The sequence below is a fragment of the Gordonia sp. (in: high G+C Gram-positive bacteria) genome, from assembly GCF_012515855.1.
In the GTDB taxonomy this organism is placed as follows: domain Bacteria; phylum Actinomycetota; class Actinomycetes; order Mycobacteriales; family Mycobacteriaceae; genus Gordonia.
On sequence record NZ_JAAYXO010000130.1, the window covers coordinates 1 to 16,081 of the forward strand.

Genomic DNA, 16,081 nt, shown 5'->3' on the forward strand with positions numbered 1-16,081 from the left:
CGGGTGCGGTTACCGACCGCGTCGCCGCCGTCCTTGAGCGTCTCGATGCGTCGCACGTCCAGCCGGACGGAGGCGTAGAACTTCAAAGCCTTACCACCCGTGGTGGTTTCGGGCGAGCCGAACATGACGCCGATCTTCTCGCGGAGCTGGTTGATGAAGATCGCGGTGGTGCCCGAGTTGTTGAGCGCACCGGTCATCTTGCGCAGCGCCTGGCTCATGAGGCGGGCCTGCAGGCCCACGTGGCTGTCGCCCATCTCGCCCTCGATCTCGGCCTTGGGCACCAGCGCGGCCACCGAGTCGATGACCAGGATGTCGAGTGCACCCGAGCGGATCAGCATATCGGCGATCTCGAGCGCCTGCTCGCCGGTGTCCGGCTGCGAGACCAGCAGGGCGTCGATGTCGACACCGAGCTTGGCCGCGTACTCCGGGTCGAGTGCGTGCTCGGCGTCGATGAACGCGGCGATACCGCCGGCGGCCTGAGCGTTGGCCACCGCGTGCAGGGCGACGGTGGTCTTACCCGACGACTCCGGGCCGTAGACCTCGACGATGCGACCGCGAGGCAGACCGCCGATTCCGAGCGCGATGTCGAGAGCGACCGAACCGGTCGGGATGACCTCCATCGGCGGGCGCGCATCCTCACCGAGTCGCATCACCGAGCCCTTGCCGTAGTTCTTGTCGATCTGCGCAAGCGCCAGATCCAGTGCCTTCTGCCGATCAGTGCTGGGTGCCATCGGTCTCTCCTCCGGATGCTCTGCTGTGGGTTGAACGTTCTCTGACTTCGTGACCACACATTAGGAGCAGGGTCTGACAATTCTGCTTCACGCGGTCATTAATTGGACGCACCAGAGCGCGCTCCGGTTCCCTATCAGGATAGCGAACAGATGTTCGAGTTCAATTCGACACGCCCGAAAACGCGGCTACCAGCGTTCCGGCGGCACGTCGAACTCCCGACAGAGGGCACGCCAGACGAGCTTGGGATCCACTCCGTCGGCGATCGCCTCGCGCCCCGTCCGACTGCCGAGCTCCACCAGCACCAGATCGGCGAGCAGCCCGTCGGCACGTCGGCGACCGAACTCCATCTCGGTGAGTTCGGCGAACTCGGTCAAACGCATGCGCCCATTCTCCCTGATCGGTCCGCGTCCGCCACCACGCGGGCGTAGACATCGTGTGCCACCGCGACCGGATCCACCGTAGCGGCCGCGGTCGCGGCGACACGTCGGGCTGCGCGACCGAACGAGGGCTCGTCGAGCACCGCGACGACCGCCTCGGCCAACGCCGCCTGGCTCACCGGGCGCACCAACCGGCCGCACCCCACCCGCCGCACCCGGCAGGCGAGCTCCCACTGATCCCCCGCTCCGGGGACGGTCACCACCGGGACACCGGCGAGAAGCGACTTCGCGAGCATGCCGTGGCCCGCACCGCAGATCACCAGGTCGGCATCCGACAGGAGGTCGTCCTGGCGAGCGGTCCCGGCTACCAGACCGTCCGGCACGCGTTCGCCCTCCGGCGGCACCAACGCCGAGTACACCACGCGGAGCGGACGACTGGCCTGCAGATCCGCGAGCGCCGCGAGTGCCATCGACCCCATGTCCCCCGCGCCGATGACGGCCGTCGACGGCGCGACCACGATCAGCGGCCCGTCGCCGGCCGGCCGGTCGAAGACCGCCGCGGTCGGTTCGAAGAGCAGCGGTCCGACGAGGTGAGCCGTCTCCGGCCAGTCGGGCCGAGGCATCTCCAGACCAGGCAGCGTGGCGACGAACCGGGCGACGGGCACGCTCTCGGCGGGCAGCCGAATACCTTCGCGCGCCGCCCTGCGCTGCCTGATTCCCTTCGCCACCGACGGCCGAGCCATCGCTCGCAACGCAGCATCCCGGAGGCGACCGCGCACACCGACGCCGACGTCCATCCCAGCACCGATGGGCGGCAGCCCGCACGACTGGTCGTACAGCGGGTGCGGCGACAGTTCGATCCACGGGATCCCGACCAGCTCGGCCGCCCAGCCGCCTGCGATCGTGATCACGTCGCTGACGACCAGGTCGACGCCGCTCACAGCCAGTTCGGGCGCCAACTCCAGCGCCATCCGAGCGGCGCGCACGCTCAGCTTGGCTCCTGCGTCGTCGTCATCCTCGTCGGGACGCGCGGCCAGACCGGGCAGTGGGCGCAGATCGATACCGCGCTCGGCGGCCGCCGTCCGCCACCGCTCGCCGGTGTAGACGATGACCTCGTCGCCCGCCTCGAGAAAGGCCGTGGCCAGGCCCAACGCCGGGAATGCATGCCCAGCGTCCGACCCGGCCACGATGGCTACGGTCAGCGGCTCCCGAGGGGAGCCGCCGGACGGATTCAGTTCTGTTCCGGAGTCTTCGGCGCAGGTGCTGCGGCGCCGCCCTGCGCAACCTGACCGGCGGCTCCCTGAGCACTCGCCGACTGGCCCGGAGTCAATGCACCGCCGCCCATGCTGGCGCGAATCTGCTCGAGGCGAGCGTGCCCGGCCATCTGCACGCCTGCCGCCTCGACCTCGGCCATGCGGCCCGCAACACTGCCCTTGGCCAGCTCGGCCGAGCCGAGTGCATTCGCGTAGCGACGTTCGATCTTCTCGCGCACCTGCTCCAGGTTGGGCGTGTTGCCCGGCGCGGTGAGCTCGCTCATCTGGTTGAGCGATGCGCTGACCTGCTCCTGCATCTTGGCCTGCTCCAGCTGGCTGAGGAGCTTGGAGCGCTCGGCGAGCTTCTGCTGCAGAGTCATGGCATTGCGTTCGACGGCCTGCTTGGCCTGAGCCGCGGCCTGCAGCGACTGGTCGTGAAGCACCTTCAGGTCTTCCACGTTCTGCTCGGCGGTCACCAACTGCGCGGCGAACGCCTCGGCCGCGTTGGTGTACTCGACAGCCTTGGCGTTGTCGCCCGCGGCGGCGGCCTGGTCGGCGAGGGTCAGCGCCTGGCGGGTGTTGCCCTGCAGCTTCTCGATCTCCTCGAGCTGACGGTTCAAACGCATCTCGAGCTGTCGCTGATTGCCGATCACGGCGGCGGCCTGCTGCGACAGCGCCTGGTGCTGACGCTGGGCGTCTTCGATCGCCTGCTGAATCTGCACCTTGGGGTCGGCGTGCTCGTCGATCTTCGAGTTACCCAGGGCCATCAGGTAATTCCAGAACTTCACGAATGGGTTAGCCATGGTCTTCCAAACTCCTCGTCACGCGGGTCGCGTCGGTCTACAGATCACGCGGCGGCCAGTGCCGCGGGGGCACCCGCGCCGTCCACCGAGTCTTCTTGGGGGGCAATCACTTCAACAAGGCTGTCGACTTCGACAAGGCTATCGGGCGCCATGACTGCGGGTCGCGCCGGGCTCAGCACGCCCGCGACGTGGAACAGGACGTCACCGATCGGAACTTCGAGCGCTTCGCAGATCGACGCCAGCAATTCACTCGACGCCTCCTTCTGTCCGCGCTCGACCTCTGACAGGTAGCCGAGCGACACCCTCGCGTCGGTCGAGACCTCACGCAGAGTGCGTCCCTGACCGTTCCGAACTCGGCGCAGCTCGTCGCCGATCGCCTCACGCAGGAGCAGTGCCACGCGCGATCCTCCTCACGAATCCGTTGTCGCACCCGCTCGCGCAGGCGCTCATGCAGTCACAAGCCTGTGTCGTCGACCCTAGCGGAATTCCCTACCGATCGCCGCCCGCATACCGCAACGCACACCGGTCGCCGACGATTCCCGAGAGGCATCATCTCGACCTCGTGCTCACAGGGCATTCCGGCGCAGCGACAGCGCGCGCCAGATGTAGTCGACGCCCGTCGCGACGGTCGCCACCACGGCGGCGATCATGAGCACCCATGCCGCGGTGTGCCATGCGCCGGCCAGCGGAAGGACGAACAGACCGATCGCCACCGACTGCAGCAGGGTCTTGAGCTTGCCACCGCGGCTGGCGGGAATCACACCGTACCGCAGCACCCAGAAACGAAGCAGGGTCACGCCGATCTCGCGTGCCAGGATCACCACCGTGACCCACCACGGCAGGTCCCCGAGCAACGAGAGCGAGAGCAAGGCCGCACCGATCAACGCCTTGTCGGCGATCGGATCGGCCATCTTGCCGAAATCGGTGACCAGATTCAGCTTCCGCGCCAACCGACCGTCGAGCTGATCGGTGAAGGCCGCGACGGCGAACACGACGAACGCCGACACGCGCCAGACCGTTTCGTCGCCGCCACCGACGAAGAGCAAGACCACGAACACCGGGACCAGCACGATGCGGAACACCGTCAGTGCGTTGGCGATGTTGACGACCGGCACCTCGGTCGGGTCATCGCCGATCACACGACGCACAGGTTCACTCACGACGTCAAGCCTAACGTCACCTGATTCGCAGGCTCCCGAAGGGCGCGGTCGAAGCCAAGACTATTCTGCTTGTCATGCTGAGTGAACCCACCGACCCGCGCCCCGACGAGCCTCCCGTGGTGCTCGTCCGACGCGCTCGGACGTCGGACGTTCCTCGGATCAAAGAGCTCATCGACCAGTACGCGGGGAAGATCCTGCTCGAGAAGAACCTGGTCACGCTGTATGAGTCGGTCCAGGAGTTCTGGGTCGGCGAACTCGACGGCACGGTGGTCGGGTGCGGCGCCCTGCACGTGATGTGGTCGGACCTCGGAGAGGTCCGCACCGTCGCCGTCGACACCACCCATGCCGGCCATGGGATCGGCCACAAGATCGTCGGACGTCTGATGGACGTGGCCCGCGAGCTCGAACTCGAACGTGTCTTCGTGCTCACCTTCGAGACGTCGTTCTTCTCCCGCCACGGTTTCGTCGAGATCGACGGCACACCGGTCTCGCGCGAGGTCTTCGAAGAGATGTGCCGCTCGTACGACACCGGCGTCGCGGAGTTCCTCGACCTGAGCTTCGTGAAGCCGAACACCCTCGGCAACACCCGCATGCTCGCTCATCTCTGACCTACCCGCTCCCCCTGGAAGGACCACACGCCGTGGCACTCTTCGCCGTCGAATACACCTACGCTCCCGGAGCCGCCGCGACTCGCGACGAGTTCCGTCCCGAGCACCGCGCCTGGCTGGGCGCCCAGCACGAGGCCGGCGCTCTGCAGATGGTCGGCCCGTACCCCGACGGGACCGGCGCGCTCCTGATGATCACCGCCGACGACCTCGCCGGCGCCCACGCGATGATCGCGCACGACCCCTTCGCCCGAGAGAAGGCGATCGAGGCCGTGCGCGTCAACGAATGGGTTCAGGTCTTCGGACCGTATTGATCCGACACGACCCCCGGATCTAGACCTTCGCGTCCGCGTCGCGGCGACGCTTGCTGACCACCAGGCTGGCGACCGTCGTCACGACGAGCGTGCCTGCGATCACGCCGAGCGACAGCCCGGTGCTGATCTCGGGCACCGGGACCGGCTGTCCGCCGTTGATGAAGCCGAGCGTGTTCTCGTGGAGCGCGTGGAGCACCAGCTTCACGCCGATGAACGCGAGGATCAGCGACAGTCCGTACGACAGGTAGATCAGCTTGTTCAGCAGACCGCCGAGCAGGAAGTAGAGCTGACGCAGACCCATCAGGGCGAACGCGTTGGCGGTGAAGACCAGGTACGGCTCCTGGGTGAGTCCGTAGATGGCCGGGATCGAGTCGAGCGCGAAGAGCACGTCGGTGAAGCCGATGACGATCAGCACCACCAGCAGCGGGGTGATCATGCGCTTGCCGTCGATCTTGGTGATCAGCTTGTCGCCGTCGTACTGGTCGGTGGCGCGGAACAACTTCTTGACGGCGCGTTCGACGCGACCCTGACGCTCGCGCTCGTCAACAGCGGGCTCATCGCTCTCGTTGAGCAGCTTGACCGCGGTGAACAGCAGGAACAGACCGAAGAGGTAGAAGACCCAGCTGTAAGCGTTGATCGCGGCGGCACCGACGGCGATGAAGCCACCGCGCATCACCAGGGCCATCACGATGCCCAGGAGAAGCACCTTCTGCTGGTAGACGCGCGGCACCGCGAACTTCGTCATGATCACGATGAAGACGAAGAGGTTGTCGACCGACAGCGCCTTCTCGGTCACGTAACCGGCGAAGTACTCACCGCCGTAGACGCCGCCCCACTGCCACCAGACGAAGACGCCGAAGAGAAGGGCGATGGTGATGTAGACCGCCGACCAGAAGCCCGATTCCCGCATGGTCGGGTCGTGCGGAGTTCGGACATGAGCGAAGAAGTCGAAGATGAAGAGACCCAGGATCACCGCTCCGGTGATGAGCCAGGTCGTCAATGTCACGTTCAAAGAAAGCTACCTCCGTGCAGCACAAATTTGCGATGCCGGAGGTCTCTCCCACCGCCGGGAACTGTGTGGCGTCCGGCGGCGACGCTCCGGAAGGCGGCGCGACACCGATCGGCGGTGCCGCAGACCGCCTCCGTACTGACGGAGACATCACGGGTCGGGGATACTCCCCTCGTTGATCGTCGTTCAGTCTACGGAACCGTCGGAATCCCCGCCACCGGTGATCGACGCGATCACACCCGCGAGGTCTTCGGGCTTCACGAGAACTTCGCGCGCCTTAGAGCCCTCGCTCGGTCCGACGATCTCGCGGGTCTCCATGAGATCCATCAGTCGACCGGCCTTGGCGAACCCGACGCGGAGCTTGCGCTGCAGCATCGACGTGGAGCCGAACTGGCTGGACACCACGAGTTCGATGGCCTGAAGCAGATCGTCGAGATCGTTGCCGATGTCGCCGTCGATCTCCTTCTTGTCGCCTGCCTTGGCCGTCGTGACGCCTTCCTCGTACTCGGGCTCGGACTGGTCGCGGGTGAACTCGACGACCGCTGCGATCTCCTCGTCGGTGATGAACGCGCCCTGCATGCGAACGGGCTTGTTGGCACCCATCGGCAGGAACAAGCCGTCGCCCATGCCGATCAGTTTCTCCGCGCCGGGCTGGTCGAGGATCACTCGCGAGTCGGTCAGCGAACTGGTGGCGAACGCCAGGCGACTCGGCACGTTGGTCTTGATCAGACCGGTGACGACGTCGACGGACGGGCGCTGCGTGGCGAGCACCAGGTGGATGCCTGCGGCGCGCGCCTTCTGCGTGATGCGGACGATCGCCTCCTCCACGTCGCGCGGCGCCGTCATCATCAGGTCGGCGAGCTCGTCGACGATGGCGACGATGTACGGATACGGCTTGTAGACCCGCTCCGAACCGAGCGGCGTGGTGATCTCACCGGAGCGCACCTTGGCGTTGAAGTCGTTGATGTGGCGCACCCGGGAGGCCTTCATGTCCTGGTAGCGCTGTTCCATCTCGTCGACCAGCCACGACAGCGCCGCGGCGGCCTTCTTCGGCTCGGTGATGATCGGCGTGATGAGATGCGGGATGCCCTCGTACGGGGTCAGCTCGACCATCTTCGGGTCGATCAGGATCATCCGCACCTCTTCCGGCGTGGCGCGGGTCAGCAGCGACACCAGCATCGAGTTCACGAAGCTCGACTTGCCCGAGCCGGTGGAGCCGGCCACCAGCAGGTGCGGCATCTTCGCGAGGTTGGCGCAGACGAAGTCGCCCTCGATGTCCTTGCCGAGCCCGATCACCAGCGGATGGTTCTCCTTGCGGGTCGACGGCGCCGCGAGCACATCGGACAACCGCACCATCTCGCGGTCGGAGTTCGGCACCTCGATGCCGACGGCCGACTTCCCCGGGATCGGCGCCAGCAGGCGGACGTTGTCGGTGGCGACGGCGTAGGCGATGTTGCGCTGCAGCTGAGTGATCTTCTCGACCTTGACCGCCGGACCCAACTCCACCTCGTAGCGGGTGACGGTGGGTCCGCGGGTGTAGCCGGTGACGGCGGCGTCGATCTTGAACTGCTCCAGCACCCCGTTGATTCGGTCGATCATCTCGTCGTTGGCCGACGTCCCCCGCTTCGCGGGTTCACCCTGAATCAGCAGATCACTGGGTGGGAGGACATAGTCGGAGTCGTCGTTCCGATCGAGGAAGGTTCCGCTCGCGGGCGCCGCGGGCGGCGCGTCGACCACCGGCGCGGTCCGTGCCGGGGCGGTCGGAGCGGGACGACGCGGCGCCCGCGGCGCCGGTGCGGGCTCCGGCTCGACGTAGTCGTCGACCGTGTCGTCCAGGTAGCCGTCGTCGACGTAGCTGTCGGTGTAGTCGCCCGTGTAGTCGTCGAGCGCCAGCGTCGGATTGTCGTCGACAGGCACGTCGTTCAACGGCGTCTCGGCGATGAGGGGTTCGGTCACCAGGTCCGGCATGTGCGCGTCGCGGTCCTGGCCCGCGGTCGCGCGAGCCCGCCGCGGGCGCGGGCTGGAACTCGGGCGAGGCCTGCGACGAGTGTCCGGCGGGTAGTTGTCGTACGGATCGCCGTAGCCGGCGGCCCTGCCGCGAGCGTCCTCAGCGGCGGGCGCGGCAGGCGGTTCGTCCGCTTCGACTCCGTCGTCCCAGTCGTCGTCCCAGTCGGTGTCGTCCCGCTCCTCGTAGCCGTCGTCGGCGTACTCATCCCCGTACTCGTCATCCCCGTACTCGTCGTACACGCCGATGCCGAGGTAGTCGGAGACCGCATCGGTGACCTGCCCGACGGTGCGTCCACTCAGTGCGAGGACTCCGAACGCCGCCAGAATCAAGAACAGCGGCACGGTGACCCAGACGGTCACGGCATCGGTCAGCGGGGTGGCCAGCATGTAGCCGAGGAAGCCCGCGGCTTCGGCCCGTCCGTCGTAATCGGCGGGTGCACCGGCCACCAGGTGTGCCAGCGCCAACGTCGACACCGCCAGCAACAGCACGCCCGCGATGTTGCGGAGACGACGCCCCGGGTTGGCGGGCAACCGCATCACGAGCACGGCGAGCGTCAGCAGCAGCGCGGGAATCACGTAGGACAGGGCACCGAACCCGGCCCGCACCAGGGAATCGATGACCGCACCGACCGGCCCGAACGCGTGGAACCAGACGCCGAGCGCGACAAGCACGGCCACCAGCGTGAGAGCGAGTCCCGCACCGTCGCGGCTCTGCGGGGCCGGCTCTTCGCGATGGGCACCGATCCGCGCCACGCTTCCGAGACCGCGCGCCGCGAGGTTCCATGTCGCCACGACCGCCCGGCCGCCCGATCCCTTCTGTCCCGACCGCTTCTGTCCTGCGCCCTTTCCGGCGGGCGGCCTGCGGAGATCCTGCGACTGCGCGGCGCGGCGCGGCGCGGCGGTTGCGCGTCCACCGCGGGCAGCGGGTTGCTTGCGCGCACCCCCGGGGGCAGCGCGGTTCGCCGTACGAGATCCCCCGGTGGCGGTGCCGCTGCGCGAGCGATTGCGCGTAGATGCATTGGAAGCCATGACCTCCAGCCTAGTGCCCACTGTTCACATGAGTCACACTGGCAACACCCTAAAAGTCACGGTCGTGTTGATTTCGTGACCGATTCACAATGATCGGCGTGCGCTCCGCAGGCTCGCGACCGCCACGGCTGTTCCGGAGAACTCGACGTCGACCGGCGCTCGCCCGAACGCGAAGAGCAGTAGTTCACCGACCTCAGCGGACACGGTCACCGACTCCCCGTGGCCCACCGACATCAGTTCCCGACCTCCCGGCGCGACCAGCCGAGCGCGCACCGGCGACGACGCCATGATCCGCCGACCGACGGTTCGCAGCGGCGTTTCGAGTCCGCGCTGCAGCTCGGGCGAGATCGTGCGAGGGGTGATCGGCCCGTTCGGGTCCGCTCCCCCACGCAGCACGTCTTCGTGGTGGACGAACATCTCGGCCAGGTTGAGGAAGCGATCGCCCGCGCGGAACGGCGAGTACCAGGGCGGACCTTCGGCCAGCTGCACCAGCAGTTCGTCCCACGGCCGCTCCGCATAGCTCGCGGTCACCGACGCGGTATGGCCCGCGAGGGCGCCGACGAAGATGCCGGCCGTCGCGTCGAGCCTGCGCTCACGCAGGATCAGGTGGATTGCCAGGTCCCGGTTGTTCCAACCGTCGCACAGCGTCGGCGCGTCCGGACCGGTCTCGCGCATGGTCGCGACGAGAGCGGCCCGCTCGGACCTGGCCAGGTTCACCTGTTCTCGCCCACCGCGATGACGGTCGGAACGATCATCGGACGTCGGCGGTACTTGGCACCGACCCAGCGACCGACGGCCCGCCGCACGCCCTGGGCGATCCGATGGGTGTCGGTGACGCCCTCGTTCGCCAACTCCACGAGCGCCTTGTCGACCAGTTCGGCGGCTTCGGAGAGGGCCCCGGGGTCGTCGGAGAATCCGCGCCCGGACACCGTCGGCGTGCTGATCGCCGCACCGGTGTGCGCGTCGATGGCGACGGAGATCGCGATGAATCCGCCCTCGCCGAGAACCAGGCGGTCCGACAGGGTCGACTCGCCGACGTCGCCGACCGACAGGCCGTCGACGTACACGTACCCGACGGGGACCCGGCCGGTGATCTGCGCGCGCCCGTCCACCAGGTCGACGACGACGCCGTCCTCGGCCAGCACGATGCGATCGGCGGGGACGCCGGTGGCCTCGGCCAGTGCGGCATTGGCGCGCAGGTGGCGCCATTCGCCGTGCACCGGCATCGCGTTGGACGGCCGGACGGCGTTGTACAGGTACAAAAGTTCGCCCGCCGAGGCGTGACCGGACACGTGCACTTTGGCACTGGCCTGGGTGATGACCGTGGCTCCGCGCTTGGCGAGGCCGTTCACCACCGCAAACACGGAGTTCTCGTTGCCCGGGATCAGCGACGACGCGAGGACCACCAGGTCGTCGGCACGAATGTTGATCTGGCGGTGCTCACCGCGCGCCATCCGCGACAGCGCCGACAGCGGCTCGCCCTGCGAACCGGTCGAGATCAGCACCAGGCGGTGGTCGGGCAGGGTCGCGGCGGTGTCCATGTCGACGACCACGCCCTCCGGCACAGACAGGTAGCCGAGATCCTGCGCGATCTGCATGTTGCGGACCATCGACCGGCCGACGAACGTGACGCGGCGACCATGCCGGTGTGCGACGTCGACGATCTGCTGGATGCGATGGACGTGACTCGCGAACGACGCGACGATCACTCGCTGGCGCGCCTTGCCGATGACGTTGTCGAGGACACCGCCGATCTCACGCTCCGGCGTCACGAATCCGGGCACCTCGGCGTTGGTGGAGTCCACCAGGAAAAGGTCGACGCCTTCGTCGCCGAGGCGACTGAAGCCCGCGAGGTCGGTGAGGCGATTGTCGAGCGGCAACTGGTCGAGCTTGATGTCGCCGGTGTGGAGCACCAGACCCGCGGGCGTGCGGATCGCGACGGCCAGGGCGTCGGGAATCGAGTGGTTCACCGCGAAGAACTCGCAGTCGAAGGCCCCGTAATCCTGCCGGTCGCCCTCGGCCACCTGGATCAGCTTGGGACGCAGACGGTGCTCGCGGCACTTGGCCGCCACCAGGGCGAGAGTGAACCGCGAGCCGACGATCGGGATGTCGTTCCGGAGCTTCAGCAGGAACGGCACCGCGCCGATGTGGTCCTCGTGCCCGTGGGTCAGCACGACGGCCTCGATGTCGCGGACCCGATCCTCGATGTAGCTGAAATCGGGGAGGATCAAGTCCACACCCGGCTGCGCGTCTTCGGGGAACAGCACGCCGCAGTCGACGATGAGGAGTTTGCCGTCGTACTCGAAGACGGTCATGTTGCGCCCGATCTCGCCGATGCCGCCGAGCGCCACCACACGGAGGCCGCCCTTGGGCAGCTTGGGTGGCGCGGGCAGCCGGTCGATGACGTCGCCGGTGACCGACGAACCGGTCGCCGCCGTGACCGCAGTCGACTTCTTGGACCGCTGCGCCTTGGCGCTCTGCTCCGCGGGCGGGCCGGCCTTGCGGGAGGCGCGCCGACGGCCGCCGTTCTTCGAGCCCTGGTCGGAATTCTTGTCAGCCATCAGGAGATCACCTCTGCCTTGCGCAGGTCGGAAATAAGGGCTTCGATCTGAGCCGGGTCCGCGGGTACCTGCGGCAGTCGCGGGTCCCCCACCTCGAAACCGGTGATGCGGAGCGCCGTCTTGGTCATGCACACGCCGCCGAGGCGACCCATCGCGTCGACCAGGGGTGCCATCGACTGCGCGATCCGGCGAGCCGTGAGCAGATCGCCTGCGAGCACCGCCTGGCGCATGTCGCGCAGGCGACCCGGGGCCAGGTGCCCGATGACGCTGACGAAGCCGGTCGCGCCGATCGACAGCCACGGCAGGTTCAGCGCGTCCTCGCCCGAGAAGTACTGCAGGTCGGTCTGCGCCATGATCTTCGCCGCGGCGTGCAGATCGCTCTTGGCGTCTTTGACGCCCCTGATGTTCGGGTGCTCGGCCAGTCGCAGGATGGTGTCCGTCTCGATCGGGATCACCGAGCGCGGCGGAATGTCGTAGAGCAGGACGGGCAGGCTCGACGCATCCGCGACCGTCCGGAAGTGAGCGAGCACGCCCGACTGCGGCGGCTTGCTGTAGTACGGCGTCACGATCAGCACGCCGTCGGCACCGATCTCCTCGGCCTCACGGACCCGACGGGCCGACTCTGCGGTGTCGTACGAACCCGCGCCGTGGATCACCTTGGCGCGGTCTCCGACCGCCTCCAGCGTGGTGCGCAAGAGGTCGTTCTTCTCCTGCACCGTGGTGGTCGGCGATTCGCCGGTGGTGCCGTTGACGATCAGCGCGTCGCAGCCGGAATCGACGAGGTGCACGGCGAGTTCGGCGGCCCGTTTGAGGTCGATGGCCCCATCGGTAGTGAACGGGGTCACCATTGCCACCGAAACCGTCCCGAACGGGAGTTCCGCACTTGTCGCGTCAGCCGAATCCATGCCGCTCAGGCTACCGCCTGCCAGCGGCCTCACCGCGATCAGCCCTCGAATACGAACGGCGACGTCGCGACTTCGGTTCCGTCGGCCAGCTCACCGATTTCGAAGTCGCCGAACGCCGTGGGCGCGGCCTTTCGAAGTTGTCGGAGACATTCGACGGCGAGTTGCCGGATCTCCACGTCCGCGTGCTCGGTGGCACGCATACCGATGAAGTGCCGCCAGGCGCGGAAGTTTCCGGTGACAACGATGCGGGTCTCGGTGGCGTTCGGCAGCACCGACCGCGCCGCCTGGCGCGCCTGCTTATGCCGCAGGACGGCGTTGGGCACGTCGGCGAACTTCGCCTCCAGCTCGCTCAGGAGTTCGCTGTAGGCCTCCCGGGAGGCGTCGGTCGCCTTGGTGAACAGTTCTTCGAGACGGGCATCTCCCCGGATCGCGGGCGGTGCGACGACGTTGGAGTCGTGTTCGGGAACGAAACGCTGCGACAGCTGCGAGTACGAGAAGTGTCGGTGCCGAATGAGCTCGTGGGTGCACGAGCGGGAGATGCCGGTGATGTAGAAGGTGCACGTGGCATGCTCGAACAGCGAGGTGTGACCGACTTCCAACACGTGCCGGAGATATCCGTCGTTGGTCGCCGTGCGCGGATTCGGCTTGTGCCAGCTCTCGTAACAGGCGCGGCCGGCGAACTCGATGAGTGCCTCGCCGCCGTCGGCGTCGGTGTCCCAGTCGACCTCGGGTGCGGTGAACTGGGTCGTCGCCACCAGCTGAACTTTCAGTGGCACCAATTCCGACATTCGTCCTCCGCTCCGATCGACACACGTGCAGGCCCCGCCGGATCGCCCCGGTTGAGTTCCCTGCCATTGTCCCCCAGCCGCATCGCAGCGCGGCAATCGAGCCGTCGCCAGGTCCGGAATCGACCTCGGAGCGAGCCGTCCGCGGTCTGCCACCGGCTCCGCAGCCGGACGTGCACCGCCCTCTCTGACCTTTAGTCCGATCAGAAAGTCGGTTTAGTCCGATCAAGAGTCAGTTTCGGGTGTCCGGTGCGCAGTAGGATCCGACTGTCGGACTGCAACCCGCCGGGGGCGAATGGAGCGTCTCATGACCACCCCTGCCCTCCTTCGACATCGGGCCGTGGCGCTCGTTGCCACCGGTGCAGTCCTTCTCCCTCTCGCCGCCTGCGGATCCAGTCCAGACACGGGGGTCAACGTCTCGGTCGGCGCCGCTCCCCAGTACGACGCAGTCAGTCTCCCCGGCACGATCGACGAGCAAGTGACGTCGGCGGTGGAGCAACTGCCCGAGCTCGCTCGCGACGCCCTCGCCGAATCCGGGGTCCCGGGAATGGCGATCGCTGTCGTCCACGGCGATCGCACGGTGTTCGCCGAGGGATTCGGGGTACGCAAGGCGGGCACCGACCAGCAGGTCGACACCGACACGGTCTTCCAACTCGCATCGGTGTCGAAGTCGTTGTCGGCCACCGGCGTCGCCGCGGCGATCGGCAAGAGCAACGGCGCGCTGAGCTGGATCACCCCGGTCAGCACCCTGATGCCGGGGTTCGCCCTGGCCGATCCCACGGTGACCCGATCGGCGACGGTCGGCGACACATTCAGCCATCGCACCGGACTGCACACCGGGGCCGGCGACGACCTCGAAGACCTCGGCTACGACCAGCGCTACATCCTCGACCACCTCCGGATGCAGCCGCTCGACGCGTTCCGCACCTCGTATCACTACTCGAACTTCGGGTTCACGTCGGGCGCGGAGGCCGTTGCTTCCTCGCGCGGACAGTCCTGGCAGGCGTTGATGCAGGAGCTCGTCTTCGGACCGCTCGGCATGAAGTCCACCTCCACCCGGCACGCCGATTACCTGGCGCGGGAGAACCGCGCCTCGCTGCACGCACTGGTGGACGGCGAGTTCGTCGCCGCGTACGACCGGCAGCCCGACCCCGAGGCTCCGGCGGGCGGCGTGTCGTCGGACGTCAACGATCTCGCGACGTGGATGCGGGTGCTCCTCGCGGACGGAAAACTCGGTGATCAGACCATCGCCGACGCCGAAGCACTGACCGCCGCCATGAGCCCGCAGATCGTGTCGAGCGGGCCTTCCGTCGACGGCCGACCCTCGCACTACGGGTTCGGCTTCAACAGCGGCCCGCAGGTGGGCGGACGGATGGCGCAGTCGCACTCCGGCGCATTCTCGACCGGCGCGGCGACCGCGTTCACCGTGATTCCCGATCTCGACCTCGGCATCGTCGCCCTGACCAACGGCGCGCCCGTCGGCATGCCCGAGGCGGTGATCGCGCAGTTCCTCGATCTGGTGCAGTACGGGAACATCACCCGGGATTGGCTCGGCGATGCACGGAAGGCCTTCGCTGCCTACACCGCGCCGGTGGGCGACCTCGTCGGGCAGAAGCGTCCGGCGTCGCTGGTGCCGCCGCCGGCCGCATCACTCGTCGGCGTCTACGAGAATCCGTACTTCGGGCCGCTGACGGTCTCCGAGAAGGACGGCAAGTTGACGGTCGCGCTGGGGCCGAACGGCAACGTTCAGATGAGCCTGGACCCGTGGAACGCGTCGACGTTCGCCTACGCACCGCGCAGCGAGAACACACCCGACGGCTCGCTGGCTAGTGCCGAGTTCGGCCCCGACGGCGCGACCCTTCGCCTCGCCTCGTTCGACGAGCAGGGACTCGGCACATGGACTCGACGCCGCTGAACCGGAGTCGGCCAAGGCGGAATCAGCCCAGAAAGATTCAACCCAGCCATTCGACGAGGTGCGCGGCCACCACCGGATGACTCAACAGCGTCATGTGGTGAGCCCGTCCCAAATTCAGACCGTGGTCGGCAGCGAAGCCGATCCGTCGCGTGCGGTGTCGGCCGCCTGCCGACGACGTCAGGACCAGGCCGTCCCCGATCAGCCGGCCGACCGGGTGCCGCGGGGAACGGGTGACGGTGGCCGAGACGAAGTAGTGCTCGACGCCCGCGAGGAGTGGCACTTCGGCGGCGATCGCCGCGCCGAGGGCATCCGGGTCGCGGCCGGTCCAGTCCTCGTCGACGAGGCTGCCGCCGCGGAGGTCACGGATACCGACGCTCCGACGCCGCAGGAGCGCGCCGAACGCAGCCGTCTCGGGAAAGCGCACGAGGCCCGCGCTGCCGTAATGCGCGAGGCTCTCGAGCGGAGCTCCGAGGTGCGGAGTGCCCAGACTCACGGTGGCCGCGACACCGGACACCCAGGAGGCGTCGGCCTGCTCGGCGTGATGCAGGGCGCTGCGCAGCACCAGACCGCCCATCGAGTGTCCGATCAACACGATGCGCTCCACCGGGACGGGCCACCGCTCCACC

At 67.7% G+C, this 16,081-nt stretch carries 15 protein-coding genes and 1 pseudogene; 3 read left to right on the forward strand and 13 right to left on the reverse strand.

The window, feature by feature from the left end; translation table 11 throughout:
- The 6 genes from recA to pgsA form a co-directional block, all read right to left on the reverse strand.
- Positions 1-731: recombinase RecA (recA, locus tag GX543_RS09805; RefSeq protein ID WP_290851660.1), on the reverse strand; the 731-nt coding region annotated here is incomplete at its 3' end.
- A gap of 186 nt (positions 732-917) precedes the next feature.
- Positions 918-1,112: a DUF3046 domain-containing protein gene (locus GX543_RS09810; protein ID WP_290851661.1), complete on the reverse strand. Its 195-nt coding sequence runs from the start codon at positions 1,110-1,112 to the stop codon at positions 918-920.
- Positions 1,103-2,311 carry a nucleotide disphospho-sugar-binding domain-containing protein gene (locus GX543_RS09815; RefSeq protein ID WP_290851682.1) on the reverse strand — a complete coding sequence of 403 codons (1,209 nt, stop codon included), beginning with the start codon at positions 2,309-2,311 and terminating at the stop codon, positions 1,103-1,105. Before GX543_RS09815 ends, GX543_RS09810 begins: the two co-directional genes overlap by 10 nt.
- A 29-nt stretch (positions 2,312-2,340) precedes the next feature.
- Positions 2,341-3,165, reverse strand: coding sequence for a PspA/IM30 family protein (locus tag GX543_RS09820; RefSeq protein WP_290851663.1), 825 nt, complete (start codon positions 3,163-3,165; stop codon positions 2,341-2,343).
- Positions 3,166-3,209: 44 nt separating this feature from the next.
- The gene (locus GX543_RS09825) at positions 3,210-3,563 is read right to left on the reverse strand and encodes a helix-turn-helix transcriptional regulator (protein WP_290851665.1); all 354 of its coding nucleotides are present in this window, start codon (positions 3,561-3,563) and stop codon (positions 3,210-3,212) included.
- 168 nt (positions 3,564-3,731) lie between these two features.
- A complete protein-coding gene (pgsA, locus tag GX543_RS09830; RefSeq protein ID WP_290851666.1) occupies positions 3,732-4,325 on the reverse strand; it encodes a CDP-diacylglycerol--glycerol-3-phosphate 3-phosphatidyltransferase in 594 nt (197 codons plus the stop codon).
- Between the two features lie 74 nt (positions 4,326-4,399).
- Here pgsA and GX543_RS09835 point away from each other — a divergent pair, with 74 nt between their 5' ends.
- Both GX543_RS09835 and GX543_RS09840 read left to right on the forward strand, forming a co-directional pair.
- Positions 4,400-4,933, forward strand: coding sequence for an amino-acid N-acetyltransferase (locus GX543_RS09835; RefSeq protein WP_290851668.1), 534 nt, complete (start codon positions 4,400-4,402; stop codon positions 4,931-4,933).
- 32 nt (positions 4,934-4,965) lie between these two features.
- On the forward strand, positions 4,966-5,244 hold the full coding sequence (locus GX543_RS09840; protein ID WP_290851670.1) for a YciI family protein: 279 nt from the start codon (positions 4,966-4,968) through the stop codon (positions 5,242-5,244).
- 19 nt (positions 5,245-5,263) lie between these two features.
- Here GX543_RS09840 and GX543_RS09845 read toward each other — a convergent pair whose 3' ends face one another.
- From GX543_RS09845 to thyX, 6 genes are all read right to left on the reverse strand, one after another.
- Positions 5,264-6,256 carry a TerC family protein gene (locus GX543_RS09845; protein WP_290851672.1) on the reverse strand — a complete coding sequence of 331 codons (993 nt, stop codon included), beginning with the start codon at positions 6,254-6,256 and terminating at the stop codon, positions 5,264-5,266.
- Between the two features lie 183 nt (positions 6,257-6,439).
- The gene (locus GX543_RS09850; protein WP_290851674.1) at positions 6,440-9,289 is read right to left on the reverse strand and encodes a DNA translocase FtsK; all 2,850 of its coding nucleotides are present in this window, start codon (positions 9,287-9,289) and stop codon (positions 6,440-6,442) included.
- 84 nt (positions 9,290-9,373) lie between these two features.
- A complete protein-coding gene (locus GX543_RS09855; protein ID WP_290851676.1) occupies positions 9,374-10,006 on the reverse strand; it encodes a TIGR03085 family metal-binding protein in 633 nt (210 codons plus the stop codon).
- Positions 10,003-11,850, reverse strand: a complete 1,848-nt coding sequence (locus GX543_RS09860) for a ribonuclease J (RefSeq protein ID WP_290851678.1) — start codon at positions 11,848-11,850, stop codon at positions 10,003-10,005. The genes GX543_RS09855 and GX543_RS09860 overlap by 4 nt, the downstream gene beginning before the upstream one ends.
- Positions 11,850-12,755, reverse strand: a complete 906-nt coding sequence (dapA, locus tag GX543_RS09865) for a 4-hydroxy-tetrahydrodipicolinate synthase (protein WP_290851679.1) — start codon at positions 12,753-12,755, stop codon at positions 11,850-11,852. Before dapA ends, GX543_RS09860 begins: the two co-directional genes overlap by 1 nt.
- Positions 12,756-12,793: 38 nt before the next feature.
- Complete coding sequence (gene thyX / locus GX543_RS09870) at positions 12,794-13,543, reverse strand: FAD-dependent thymidylate synthase (RefSeq protein ID WP_290851680.1); 750 nt, start codon at positions 13,541-13,543, stop codon at positions 12,794-12,796.
- 304 nt (positions 13,544-13,847) lie between these two features.
- Here thyX and GX543_RS09875 point away from each other — a divergent pair, with 304 nt between their 5' ends.
- Positions 13,848-15,455 carry a serine hydrolase gene (locus GX543_RS09875; RefSeq protein WP_290851681.1) on the forward strand — a complete coding sequence of 536 codons (1,608 nt, stop codon included), beginning with the start codon at positions 13,848-13,850 and terminating at the stop codon, positions 15,453-15,455.
- A 37-nt stretch (positions 15,456-15,492) separates the two neighbouring features.
- Here GX543_RS09875 and GX543_RS09880 read toward each other — a convergent pair.
- Positions 15,493-16,081, reverse strand: a pseudogene (locus tag GX543_RS09880) (alpha/beta hydrolase); the annotation flags it as partial.

Coding starts and splice junctions, on each gene's coding strand:
- dapA (WP_290851679.1), bottom strand. CDS start 12,755: ATGGATTCGGCTGACGCGACAAGTGCGGAACTCCCGTTCGGGACGGTT.
- thyX (WP_290851680.1), bottom strand. CDS start 13,543: ATGTCGGAATTGGTGCCACTGAAAGTTCAGCTGGTGGCGACGACCCAG.
- GX543_RS09860 (WP_290851678.1), bottom strand. CDS start 11,850: ATGGCTGACAAGAATTCCGACCAGGGCTCGAAGAACGGCGGCCGTCGG.
- GX543_RS09810 (WP_290851661.1), bottom strand. CDS start 1,112: ATGCGTTTGACCGAGTTCGCCGAACTCACCGAGATGGAGTTCGGTCGC.
- GX543_RS09850 (WP_290851674.1), bottom strand. CDS start 9,289: ATGGCTTCCAATGCATCTACGCGCAATCGCTCGCGCAGCGGCACCGCC.
- GX543_RS09820 (WP_290851663.1), bottom strand. CDS start 3,165: ATGGCTAACCCATTCGTGAAGTTCTGGAATTACCTGATGGCCCTGGGT.
- GX543_RS09875 (WP_290851681.1), top strand. CDS start 13,848: ATGACCACCCCTGCCCTCCTTCGACATCGGGCCGTGGCGCTCGTTGCC.
- GX543_RS09835 (WP_290851668.1), top strand. CDS start 4,400: ATGCTGAGTGAACCCACCGACCCGCGCCCCGACGAGCCTCCCGTGGTG.